This is a genomic window from Curtobacterium sp. MCBD17_023 (assembly GCF_003224415.1).
GTDB lineage: Bacteria > Actinomycetota > Actinomycetes > Actinomycetales > Microbacteriaceae > Curtobacterium.
In genome coordinates this window covers 96,153-107,697 of sequence record NZ_QKLJ01000006.1, presented here as the reverse complement: position 1 = coordinate 107,697, position 11,545 = coordinate 96,153, and the positions used below count along the sequence as shown (strand labels likewise).

8 protein-coding genes are annotated in these 11,545 nt (G+C 69.7%); 3 read left to right on the top strand and 5 right to left on the bottom strand.

Annotation, left to right across the window (positions count from 1 at the left end; translation table 11 throughout):
* The first annotated feature begins 605 nt into the window (after positions 1–605).
* Entirely contained in the window at positions 606–1,730 is a 1,125-nt protein-coding gene (locus tag DEI84_RS09890; RefSeq protein ID WP_110890682.1) for a hypothetical protein, read from the top strand.
* 135 nt (positions 1,731–1,865) lie between these two features.
* Here DEI84_RS09890 and DEI84_RS09885 read toward each other — a convergent pair whose 3' ends face one another.
* On the bottom strand, positions 1,866–3,017 hold the full coding sequence (locus DEI84_RS09885; protein ID WP_110890709.1) for a class I SAM-dependent methyltransferase: 1,152 nt from the start codon (positions 3,015–3,017) through the stop codon (positions 1,866–1,868).
* A 158-nt stretch (positions 3,018–3,175) separates the two neighbouring features.
* Here DEI84_RS09885 and DEI84_RS09880 point away from each other — a divergent pair, with 158 nt between their 5' ends.
* The gene (locus DEI84_RS09880; protein WP_110890681.1) at positions 3,176–3,985 is read left to right on the top strand and encodes a GntR family transcriptional regulator; all 810 of its coding nucleotides are present in this window, start codon (positions 3,176–3,178) and stop codon (positions 3,983–3,985) included.
* Between the two features lie 79 nt (positions 3,986–4,064).
* Here DEI84_RS09880 and DEI84_RS09875 read toward each other — a convergent pair whose 3' ends face one another.
* The 4 genes from DEI84_RS09875 to dnaK form a co-directional block, all read right to left on the bottom strand.
* Positions 4,065–4,475 carry a heat shock protein transcriptional repressor HspR gene (locus tag DEI84_RS09875; RefSeq protein ID WP_110823945.1) on the bottom strand — a complete coding sequence of 137 codons (411 nt, stop codon included), beginning with the start codon at positions 4,473–4,475 and terminating at the stop codon, positions 4,065–4,067.
* Positions 4,476–4,658: 183 nt separating this feature from the next.
* Positions 4,659–5,651, bottom strand: coding sequence for a DnaJ C-terminal domain-containing protein (locus DEI84_RS09870; RefSeq protein ID WP_110890680.1), 993 nt, complete (start codon positions 5,649–5,651; stop codon positions 4,659–4,661).
* 30 nt (positions 5,652–5,681) lie between these two features.
* Positions 5,682–6,473, bottom strand: coding sequence for a nucleotide exchange factor GrpE (locus DEI84_RS09865; protein WP_110890679.1), 792 nt, complete (start codon positions 6,471–6,473; stop codon positions 5,682–5,684).
* Positions 6,474–6,478: 5 nt separating this feature from the next.
* Complete coding sequence (gene dnaK / locus DEI84_RS09860; RefSeq protein ID WP_110890678.1) at positions 6,479–8,350, bottom strand: molecular chaperone DnaK; 1,872 nt, start codon at positions 8,348–8,350, stop codon at positions 6,479–6,481.
* A gap of 922 nt (positions 8,351–9,272) precedes the next feature.
* Between dnaK and DEI84_RS09855 the strand changes: the two genes are divergently transcribed.
* A complete protein-coding gene (locus DEI84_RS09855) occupies positions 9,273–11,483 on the top strand; it encodes an Ig-like domain-containing protein (protein ID WP_146236345.1) in 2,211 nt (736 codons plus the stop codon).
* Positions 11,484–11,545 lie beyond the last annotated feature (62 nt).

Here is an 11,545-nt window from a genome sequence, read left to right as displayed (position 1 = left end):
CGTCCGAACCTGTACTCCTGCACGCTCGAACCGCTCGTCTCCGGTCCGCAGACCATCACGGCGTCGGTCGTCAAGAAGAACGGCACGTACAGCACGCCGGGTCAGGCCGAGCTCGACGCCTACGCGGCGACCCCGACGATCGACACGGTCACGCGCGACGGTGACGACCTCGTGGTCACGGGTCACACGAACCTCCGCGCCGAGGTCCAGGCGTCGACCGACCGCGAGACCGTCCTGGCCACCGCCGAGACCGGGTCGAACGGCGACTTCAGCGTCCGGATCCCGGGCGGCGCGGAGGCCGAGCACGCCTTCGTCCGGACCGTGAACGACGCCGTGCCGGCGAGCACGCCCGACCACGACCGGTTCGCGGCGAGCGGCTGGGTGCTGGCGGAGGTCGACTCGGACGCCGGGGACGGCTCGGGCTCCGGCTCGGGTGGGGAGGACTCCGGCGCCGGCGAAGGCTCCGGCTCGGAGAACCCGGGCCCCGGCGAGGCGACCGAACCGGTCTACGACGTGACGAGCCCCGCCGACGGCGCCACGGTCGACACCGCAAGCCGACCTTCACCGGGCACGGTCGCCCGAACGGCCGCGTCAGCATCCTCGCGATGGGCGTCGACCCCCTCGGGAGCACGACCGCCGACGCCGACGGCAACTGGTCGGTCACGATCGAGGGCGCGCTGCACCTCGGCGACAACGGCATCGTCGTCGCGTTCGAGCAGCCGGACGGCAGCTGGCAGAAGCGGGTCTCCCAAAGCGTCACCTGGGCCCCGAAGACCACCGGATTCACCATCGCGACGCCCGCCGACGGCTCCACCGTGACGGAGGCCCGTCCGACCATCGAGGGGTCGACCGTCGGCTCGTACCGACAGGTCCTGGTCACGGACCACACCGGGTCCATGGCCGCGCACGGCACGACCGACGCCGACGGCGACTTCCGGATCGCGTTCTCGGAGGACCTCGAGGAGGGCCTGAACGAGCTCACCGTGCAGTACCAGGACGAGCACGGACGCTGGAAGTCGGAGCCGTACTCCCTCCGCTACGACGCCGATGGTGGGACCCCGAACCCCGGCGCGGGCGACGGCGACGGCACCACCGACCCCGGCGAGGGCGACGGCAGCGGCACCACGGACCCCGGCCAGGGCGACGGCAGCGGGACCACCGACCCCGGCCAGGGCGACGGCAGCGGCACCACGGACCCGGGCGAGGGTGACGGTGAGGAGACCCCCGCTCCGGCCGAGGTCGCCGTGACCACCAGCCGCCTCACCGCCTCCGAGATCGTCGCGCACTTCTCGGGCGCGGAGGGCACCGAGGTGACGGCCACCGCGAACGGCGTCACGAAGCAGGCGACGATCGGCGACGGCGGCGTCGCGAGCGTCGTCCTGCCTGCACCGGAAGCGCTGACGACGACGGTGCACGTCACCTCCACGAACGGCGACCGCACCGCCGAACAGGACGTGGTCGTCGGCAACGGCGACCACCCGTCCGACCAGCTCGCGGCCACGGTCGTGAACGCGTCGGCACTCACCGGCAGCGCCGAGATCGACGTCTGGGGCCTCCCCTCGGGCATCGGCGGCCTGCAGGCGACGGACGCGGACGGCACGGTCCTCGCCTACAGCGCCATCCACGAGGACGGCACCGGACACCTCACCGTGACCGGGCTGACGGCGGGCGAGCACGTCATCACCGTCGTCTCGGGTGACCGCTCCACGCAGGTCACGGTCACGATCTGACCCGCACGGCACGACGGCCCGTCACGAGGGTCTGATGTGGACGGCCCCGCTCCACGCCCGTGGTGCGGGGCCGTCCCCGTCGCGGCCGGCCACTCCCCCGGGCCCGCAGACGTCGGCGGCTCGTCTGACCGGAGCTCAGCGCGGGGCGACCGACGCCGTGACGGTGAACTTCGCCGTCCGCGTCACCTGCCGCGTGGGTCCGACCATGCGCTCGAGCACCGGGCGGTACCGGAGGTGCGAGTTCCACACTGTCCAGAGTTCCCCACCCGGACGCAACACCGAGGCCGCGTTCCGGAACATCGCCTCGGCGGCGTCCGTCGAGACGGTCGTGTCCGCGTGGAAGGGCGGGTTGCACAGCACCAGGTCGGCGCTGTCCTCGTCGAGTTCGTCGCCGGCGTCGCTCCGCACGGTACGGACGCGGTCGCCGACGCCGTTGACGTCGGCGGTGAGACGCGTCGAGGCGATCGCCGCCGCGGAGACGTCCGTCGCCACCACGCGCACCCGTGGGCGGGAGCGCGCGACGACGGTCGCGACCACCCCGTTGCCGCACCCGAGGTCGACGACGACCCGGGCCTCCGGCATGGCTGCCTCGGCGGCCTCGAGCAGGACCCGCGTCCCGATGTCGAGCGACGTGCCCGCGAAGACGCCGCCGTGGGCGGCGATGGTGATGTCGAGCTCGTCCTGACGCACCTGACGCGGCCACGGATCGGTCACCGCGGCGCGTTCGGCGGCGGCGCGGAGCGGGTCCGACGCGATGAGCAGGCGGGACTTGCCGCGCCCACGGCTCGCGACGACCTCGCCGAACGACCGCCGGAGCACGTCGTTCTGGGTCAGGGTCATGTACTTCGTGCGTCCACCGCAGAGCAGCACGACGTCCGGCGCGGCGAAGCGGGCGACCGCGCGTGCGACCTCGTCCAGGCGGTCGTGTGACTTGCTGAGCCGGAGGATGACGAGTCGGGCGTCACGGAACGCCTCCTCGAAGCCCTCCGGGTGGTGGAACCCGCGACGGCCGAACGTGCCGGCGCTGGCCTCCAGTGCTCGCTCACCGACGAGCGAGTCCTGGACCACACGGACATCCGTCGCTCCGTGCAGGGCGAGCACTCCGAGGGTGAGCACCCCGTACCGGTCGTCCACCACCGTGACGGCGCCCGGGTGCCGCAGGGCGTCGCCGTGCACGTGCGGAGCCTCGTCGAGGAGGAACCGGTCGGTCCCGTCGATCGCGATGAGGTCCGGGCCCTGCTCGCGGGCGTGGCGCCGGAAGTGGTCGGCGAAGTCGAAGGACGGCACGGACCGAGAGTAGCCGCGGTGCACTGGCAGTCCCGGTCCCGAGTCACCACTGACCGCCACAGGTGAGCGATATACCACACGCGACAGCACGCAGCAGGAGTCGTACGCTCGGAACACGCCCGGACCGCCCGGGCTCCGCAGCACCGCGAGAGGGGCCGATGTTCGTAGCGCGACCCACCCCCGGGACGAAGACCCTGCTCCGTGACGTCGCTCGTGAGCGTCTGCGTGCGGAGATCATCAGCGGACGGCTCCGTCCCGGCCAACGACTCGACGACGACGAACTCGCGCTGCAGCTCGGGTGTTCACGGACGCCGGTGCGGGAGGCCCTCGCGGACCTGGGTCGCCTCGGTCTGGTCGAACTGCGGGCGAACCGGTACACACGCGTGGCGGTGCCGCGGGACGAGGACGTCCTCCCCGCGCTGCAGGCCCTGGGGCTCCTGTTCGGCGGTGTGGTGCGGCTCGCCGTCCCGTCGCTGAGCGACCGGTCACGGTCCTCGCTGTTCCGTCGTCTCGGCGTCCTGCTCGACTGCATGCAGGAGCCGGGGTGGATGCCGACGGCTGACGCGGCGACGCCGGTCTACCGGACCTTCATCAACGAGTGCCACAACCCGATGCTGTCGGCGGCGTTGCTCAGCTCACTCGACGGCCTGACCTTCCGGCTGCGGAACGACCGGCTGCACGAGGCACTGCCGTGGGAGCACATCCGCAACGGTGTCGTCGCGCTGCGGATCGCCGTGGACGGGCGGGACGGCTGGCGGAGCGAGCGACCTGGGCGGTGCACCTGCTGCCGGACCCGGATCGCGCAGACGCCGGTGACGGGGACGACGACCCGCTCCGAGGACATGCGGAGCGCTGACCGTGTGCCAGGAGTGCATCCGCCAGGTCATCCGCTCCGTCCGAGCACGTCGCCGGACGATCGATCGGTGCGTCCCGGCGGACGAGCGGCCCGACGGTTCCGGGCCGTGTAGTGCCGCGGGCAGTGCGGCCCGCTCGCTCGCAGATCCGCCGCTCGACTGCTGACGGGCACCGTCGAACAGGGCGAGCGGGTCAGCGCTGCGGGCGGTACAGCACCACGGCGGTGTTCCGCTGCGGCCGCATGCCGGCCCGCAGGGGCACCGCGGCGCCGGTCGTCGTCGCGGCGAACACCCGGGCACCCGGACGGCTGATGAGCTGGTCGGCGAGTGCCCGTTCGAGCTCCCGGACACGGGTGCGCAGCTGTGCGTTCTCGTTCTCGAGGTCGAGCACCCGCCGGATCCCCTCGAGGGACACACCCTCGGACCCGAGCCGCGCGATCTCGCGGAGCTGGGTGATGTCGCGCATCGAGTACCGCCGCGACCCGCCACGGGTGCGCCCGGGCACGACGAGGCCGAGCCGGTCGTACTGCCGCAGGGTCTGCGGGTGCATCTCGGCGAGTTCCGCCGCGACCGCGATCGCGAAGACGGGCGAGTTCTCGTCCATCTCGGTCATCGAGCGCTCCTTCCGTCGTGCGCGTGGTGCGGGACCAGTCTGTGCCCGCACCACCGGTCGTGACGGGACGCGCCGGCGGCGCGCCCACCCTGCCGGCCTGGAGGCTCGGCGCGGGTCCCTGACGGAGCCGCGCCGAGCCTCCAGGCCGGTCGTGCAGTGCGGTTCGGTGCGCGGCTAGCCGCGCGCCTTCGCGAGGAGGTCCTCGCGGGGGTCCTCGTCCGGCAGCGCGTCCGCGAGGGCGTCGAGCGCCGCGCGGGCCTTGTCGGAGAGGTGGGACGGTACGGCGACCTGGACGGTGGCGAGCAGGTCACCGGTGCCGTTCTTGCCCGGGACGCCCCGGCCCTTGACCCGGAGGACCCGACCCGAGGGTGTCCCCGGGGCGACCCGCAGCTTGACGGGTTCGCCGCCGAGTGTGGGCACCTGGATCGTGGCGCCGAGCGCCGCCTCGACGAACGTCACGGGGACGTCCACGCGGAGGTTCTGCCCGTCGCGCTCGAACACCGGGTGCTTGCGGACGGAGACGGTGACCACCAGGTCGCCGGCCTCGCCGCCGTCGGGGCTCTGTTCACCTCGACCACGCAACCGGATCTTCTGGCCGTCGGCGACACCCGCGGGGATGCGGACGCTGACCGGTCGGCCGTTGCCCTGCGCGAGCTTGACGGTGTCCCCGGCGATCGCGGTGGCGAAGTCAAGCGTGGTCGTCGCGGTGACGTCACGCCCCTTCGTCGGTCCGCCGAAGCCGCGGAAGCCGCCGGAGTTCTGGCCGAAGCCGCCCCCGCCGAACATGCCGCCGAGGATGTCCTCGAACCCGCCTGCACCGCCCTGGCCGAACCGGACGCGCTGTCCGCCGCCGCCTCCGCCGAACATGCCGCCGAACACGTCCTCGAAGCCGCCCTGGCCGCCCGCACCACCCGAGGTGAAGCGAGCGCCGGAGCCCATCGCGCGGACCTGGTCGTACTCCTTGCGCTGCTCCTTGTCGGAGAGCACCGAGTACGCCTCGCTGATCTCCTTGAACTTCGACTCGGCAGCAGCGTCACCCGGGTTGGAGTCCGGGTGGTACTGCCGCGCGAGCTTCCGGTACGTCTTCTTCAGGTCAGCCTCGGAGGCGTCCTTCGACACCCCGAGCACTGCGTAGAAGTCCTTGTCGAACCAGTGCTGACTGGCCACGGCTCACCTCCCTTCCACCGTCGCCGACCCTCAGGCCGGCACCGCCACGGCGACCTTGGCCGCACGGAGCACGCGGTCACCGAGCTTGTAGCCCGGCTCCACGACGTCCGCCACGGTCTGGCCGGTCGCTCCCGGCGTGGGCAGCTGGACGATCGCCTCGTGCACGTTGGGGTCGAAGGTCTCGCCCTTCTCGCCGATCTGCACGAGCTTGAACTTGTCGAACCCGCTGCGGAGCTTCTGGGCGATGACCTGCATCGGTCCCTCGGCGAGGTCGCCGTGGGACTCGGCGCGGTTCAGGTCGTCGAGGGCCGGGAGCAGTGCACGCACGACCTCGGCGATGACGGCTTCGCGGTTGGCGTCCCGGTCACGCTCGACGCGCTTCCGGAAGTTCACGAGCTCGGCCTGGGCGCGGAGCATGTCCGTCCGCATCTCGCCGACGAGGTCGCGGTCGGACGGCGAGAGCCGGTCCTCGGCGATGCCGGTCGCTGCATCGGCCAGGAGCGCCTCGTCCTCGGGGCTGAGATCGTTCGCCGGCGGGGCGTCCGTCGACACCTCGACGTCCGGACCCTCGGCCTCGATGAGGTCCTCGGTGCCGTCGACGTCAGCCGTCGCGCCGTCCTCGGAGCCCTCGGCCGGGTTGCCCTGCGCCCGTCCGCCCTGTGCCTGGCCGCCCTGTGCCTGCCCACCCTGGGGGGCGGACCCGGCGGGCCCGGCGGAACCATCCGCCGGGCCGGAACCGGTCTGCCCACCGTCAGCCGAGCCTCCAGGCAGGTCGGCGCCGTCGTGCTGCGGGTCCTGCGGGTTCTCGTTGCTGGTGGTCATGTGTCCTACTTCTTGTCGTTGTCGTCGTCGTCCACGACCTCGGCGTCGACGATGTCCTCGTCGTCACCGGTGGTCTGGCCCTCGGCACCGGCGCCTGCACCCGCATCACCGGCGGCGTCAGCTGCCTGGCCCTGCGCGTAGATCGCCTGTCCGAGCTTGCCCTGCGACTCGTTGAGCTTGTCGAACGCGGTCTTCACGGCCTCGTCGTCGTCACCCGCGAGCGCGGACTTGAGGCCGTCGACGTCGCCCTGGACCTCGGACTTGACGTCCGCGGGCAGCTTGTCGTCGTTCTCCTTGATGAGCTTCTCGATCGAGTAGACGAGCTGCTCGGCCTGGTTGCGACGCTCGCTCGCCTCACGGCGGGCCTTGTCCTCGGCCGCGTGCTCCTCGGCCTCGCGGACCATGCGCTCGATGTCCTCCTTCGGCAGCGACGAGCCGCCGGAGATGACCATCGACTGCTCCTTGCCGGTGCCCTTGTCCTTCGCGGACACGTGCACGATGCCGTTGGCGTCGATGTCGAACGTGACCTCGATCTGCGGGATGCCCGCCGGGGCCGGCGCGATGCCGGTCAGCTCGAAGGTGCCGAGCGGCTTGTTGTCGCGGGTGAACTCGCGCTCACCCTGGAAGACCTGGATCGCGACCGACGGCTGGTTCGAGTCGGCGGTCGTGAAGGTCTCGCTGCGCTTGGTCGGGATCGCGGTGTTGCGGTCGATGAGCTTCGTCATCAGGCCGCCCTTGGTCTCGATGCCGAGCGAGAGCGGCGTGACGTCGATGAGCAGGACGTCCTTGCGCTCGCCCTTCAGGACACCGGCCTGGAGCGCGGCACCGACGGCGACGACCTCGTCCGGGTTGACGCCCTGGTTCGGCGACTTGCCACCGGTCAGCGACTTGACGACCTCGGCCACGGCGGGCATGCGGGTCGAGCCACCGACGAGGACGACGTGCGCGATGTCGTTGACGGACACGCCCGCTTCCTTGATGACGTCGTTGAAGGGCTTCTTCGTGCGGTCGAGCAGGTCCGAGGTCATCTGCTCGAACTGCGCGCGCGAGATGGTCTCGTCGAGGTTGAGCGGGCCGTCGGCGGTGAGCGTCAGGTACGGGAGCTGGATGCTCGCGCTGAGCTGGCTCGACAGCTCCTTCTTCGCCTGCTCGGCGGCCTCCTTGAGGCGCTGCTTCGCGATCTTGTCGGTCGACAGGTCGACGCCGTGCTCGTCCTTGAACTTCTTGACGAGGTGGTCGACGATGCGCTGGTCCCAGTCGTCGCCGCCGAGGCGGTTGTCACCCGAGGTCGCGCGGACCTGGATCGTGGAGAAGTCCTCGTCCTTGCCCACCTCGAGCAGGGAGACGTCGAACGTGCCGCCACCGAGGTCGAAGACCAGGATGAGCTCGTCTTCCTTGCCCTTGTCGAGGCCGTACGCGAGCGCCGCAGCGGTCGGCTCGTTGATGATGCGCAGGACGTTGAGGCCGGCGATCTCACCGGCGTCCTTGGTGGCCTGGCGCTCGGCGTCGTTGAAGTACGCCGGGACGGTGATGACCGCGTCCGTGACGTCCTCACCGAGGTACTGCTCGGCGTCGCGCTTGAGCTTGCCGAGGGTACGGGCCGAGATCTCCTGCGGCGTGTAGCTCTTGCCGTCGATGTCGACCTTCCAGTCGGTACCGATGTGGCGCTTCACGCTCGCGATGGTGCGGTCGACGTTCGTGACGGCCTGGCGCTTCGCGGTCTCGCCGACGAGCACCTCGCCGTCCTTCGTGAACGCCACGATCGAGGGCGTCGTGCGGAGCCCCTCGGCGTTGGCGATGACGGTGGGCTCGCCGCCCTCGAGAACGGAGACGACGGAGTTGGTGGTTCCGAGGTCGATGCCTACTGCACGTCCCATGTGATGGTGCTCCTTCGATCGGGTACTTGGTCTTGCTGAAGTCTACGCGGACTTGCGTCCGTTGGGCTCAAGTTTACTCCGGGAGGGAGGCGCGTCAAGTCCTGGGTGCAGAAGTTGCGTCGGTCGGACGCAGGTTCGCGTAGGCATCGCGCTCGGAAGGTCTTCAGGCTGATGCTGATATTTCTTATGTCCTATGACCAGTGCCCGGCGCGATCCCGCGTGCGTGGCCTCGATCCGAAAGACATCTCTTCACATGAAGTCATTCCTCCGGAGGGCCGTCGCGACCGGCGTTACTCTCTCCACCCTCGCTGGCGGCGTTACGTTGAGCAATCACCCGGCATCAGCAAGTGGCGCTAGCCCTTCTCTAGGTGATCATGGCGCGACGTTTCCGCTAATCTGGGAACAATCCAATTCCTACTGGTTCTACAGCGGGACCGGAGCCAGGTCCGGATATCCAGGCGACTCCTCCGCCCTGAGCAGCGCAAAGACATTGGAGGAAGCACAGCATCGCGCCGTCGCATTCCAGGCAGAATTCGCAGGTCAGTCTGAGGACGGCCAGGATCACTGGTACTTGCACCCGACAAAGTATCCGGAGCGCTGTTTGTTCGCTTACGTTCAGCTGAACCGGGATAATCAGTGGGAGGGCGGCGCTGAGACATTGAAGTGTGATACGCCACCGACTAGTTCAACATTCGAGGATGCCAAAAAATGGACAATCGACCACGGAAAGCTTCGGTCATTGTCCAATATAGGTATCGGATTCGATCACTCGCGCACGGACAGGGTCTGGTTCGCCGGACGGAACTCTTCAACCTACGCGACAGCCTCGTTTCCTTCTGTTCCATTTGCAGTACTCGCAGCGAAAGAGCCCGGCGCAAATTCCCTGATCGGTCTCCCTGGAGACTTGTCCGGAGCAGTCGGGATGGTCGCAACCGTCGACAGAGTCAACAACGTCTCAAAGAGTGCGGTCGTCAAGGGGACGGCGACGCCTGGCGCCTTCGTCTGGGTCGGTATGGCGTCGACGCCCGTGGACGCCGACGGAAAGTGGGAGCTGACAGTCGAGGGGCTCAAGGCCGGGCCGAACACGCTGCACGTCGTGCAGAAGATCGACGGCGAGGAGCACGATTCAAAGGACCTCGAGGTGACGATCGTCGACGGCGGCACCGTCGTCCCGAAGCAGAACGGCCCGATCGAGCTCGAGCGTGGCGGCACGACCGACGTCCCGTTCTCGGTCGAGAACAAGGAAGCCCGCTCCGACATGAAGGGCACGGTCGAGCTCGACGCTCCGGCCGGCACCACCTTCGCGGACGGCCAGACGGACGTCGCCGCCGAGGTCCGCACCGGCGACACCGGCTCGTGGACGCCGAACACGGCCCTCGACCTCAAGAACGGCACTCTCTCCGACGGCGGCAAGAAGCTGACGTTCGACGTCGACAGCGGGGCAACCGAGCTGCCCGCCGGCCAGGAGTACCGCTACACCGTCAAGGTCGACACCCCGGCCGACGCTGCCGCGGGCACGGGCGAGCTCGGCTTCGTCTACGCCGGCGACAGCTCGAAGGGCGACTACCGGGCGGAGGGCACGACGAGCACCACGGTGAAGGCCGAGAACGGCGGTGTCACCACCGACGCGCTCGGGTTCGACGTCGCGATGGAGGTCGGTGAGACGAAGGACCTGTTCCTCGGCCTCGAAGCGGCCGACTCGCTCACCTCGCTGAAGGACACCACGTTCGAGGTGACCGCTCCGGCAGGGACCAAGTTCGTCCAGGGCTCCTCGAAGAGCCAGTACCTCGACGGCAACGACCAGTGGCAGACCGACGGCAACTCCACCGCGACGGTGACCGTGAAGGACGGCGGCGCGAAGGCCGTCGTCACGTTGAACACGAAGGACGGCTGGGCACGCGGCGCGGGCCAGAAGGCCCGCTGGAGCCTGCCCATCGAGGGCACTGCTGCCGGCACCGGTGACGCCACGTTCACCGTGAGCGGCACCAGCAACCTCGGAGGGTTCACGGCGTCGGGGAAGGCCGGTGTCACCGTCACGAAGCCGGCGGGCATCTCGAAGCAGTTCAGCGTCGAGACGCCGGCGGACAACACCACGACCGCGAACCGCTCCCCCTACTTCATGGGCTGGGGCACCGCGGACTCGACCGTGAAGGTCACCGACGGCCAGGGCGGTCCCGTGATCGGCGAGACCACCGTCGACGGCAACGGCTGGTGGGGCAAGGTCAGCACCGCCGAACTCAAGGACGGCGTGCACACCTTCGTCATCACCCAGACGAAGCCCGGCGGCACGACGGAGACCATCACCCGCACCGTCACGATCGACTCCATCCGTGACCTCACGATCGAGCAGCCCGTCAACGGCAGCACCGCGTGGTGGCCGAACCCGTCCCTGATCGGTTGGGGCACCCCAGGCGCGACCGTGAACGTCACGGACGAGCAGGGCAACACGCTCGGCACCGAGACGATCAACGCCGACGGCTGGTTCGGCGCGAACAGCACGAAGGCCCTGGCGAACGGCAAGCACACGCTCACCTTCACCCAGACCGCCAACGGTGCCACGAACAGCGTGAGCGTGGACCTCACCATCGCGCACAAGCCGTTCCGTATCGAGGCCCCTGCTGACGGCGGCTCGAGCTGGTGGCCGAACCCGTCCTACATCGGCTGGGCGACCCCGGGCGCCGCGATCGACGTGCTCGACACCGACGGCAGCACCGTCCTCGCCCGCACCACGGCGAACGACGAGGGCTGGTTCGGCATCGTGAGTCAGCAGGCACTGTCCCTGGGCGAGCACACGTTGCACTTCCGCCAGACGTTCAACAACGCCACGACGGAGACCACCACGAAGTACACGATCGGGGCAGACCCGCTGCGGATCGAGGCTCCGACCGAGGGCTACACGAACTGGTGGCCGAAGCCGTCCTTCATCGGCTGGGCGACCCCGGGTGCGAAGGTCCGCATCGAGGACACCGACGGCACGACGATCACGACCGTCACCGCCAACGGCGAGGGCTGGTTCGGCGAGATCAGCCCGAAGGACCTCTCGGTCGGCGAGCACACCCTGAAGTTCGTCCAGGTACTCAACGACCAGGACGTCGACGAGCACACCGTCCACATCACGATCACCGCCAACTGATCGTGCACACATGATGAAGGCCCCCTCCGCACCGCGGAGGGGGCCTTCATCATGTGGTACCC

Bases quoted from the DNA above. Each gene is read 5' to 3' on its own strand.
- DEI84_RS09890 (WP_110890682.1), top strand. From the start codon at position 606: ATGGGCGTCGACCCCCTCGGGAGCACGACCGCCGACGCCGACGGCAAC.
- DEI84_RS09880 (WP_110890681.1), top strand. From the start codon at position 3,176: ATGTTCGTAGCGCGACCCACCCCCGGGACGAAGACCCTGCTCCGTGAC.
- DEI84_RS09875 (WP_110823945.1), bottom strand. From the start codon at position 4,475: ATGGACGAGAACTCGCCCGTCTTCGCGATCGCGGTCGCGGCGGAACTC.
- DEI84_RS09865 (WP_110890679.1), bottom strand. From the start codon at position 6,473: ATGACCACCAGCAACGAGAACCCGCAGGACCCGCAGCACGACGGCGCC.
- dnaK (WP_110890678.1), bottom strand. From the start codon at position 8,350: ATGGGACGTGCAGTAGGCATCGACCTCGGAACCACCAACTCCGTCGTC.
- DEI84_RS09855 (WP_146236345.1), top strand. From the start codon at position 9,273: ATGGTCGCAACCGTCGACAGAGTCAACAACGTCTCAAAGAGTGCGGTC.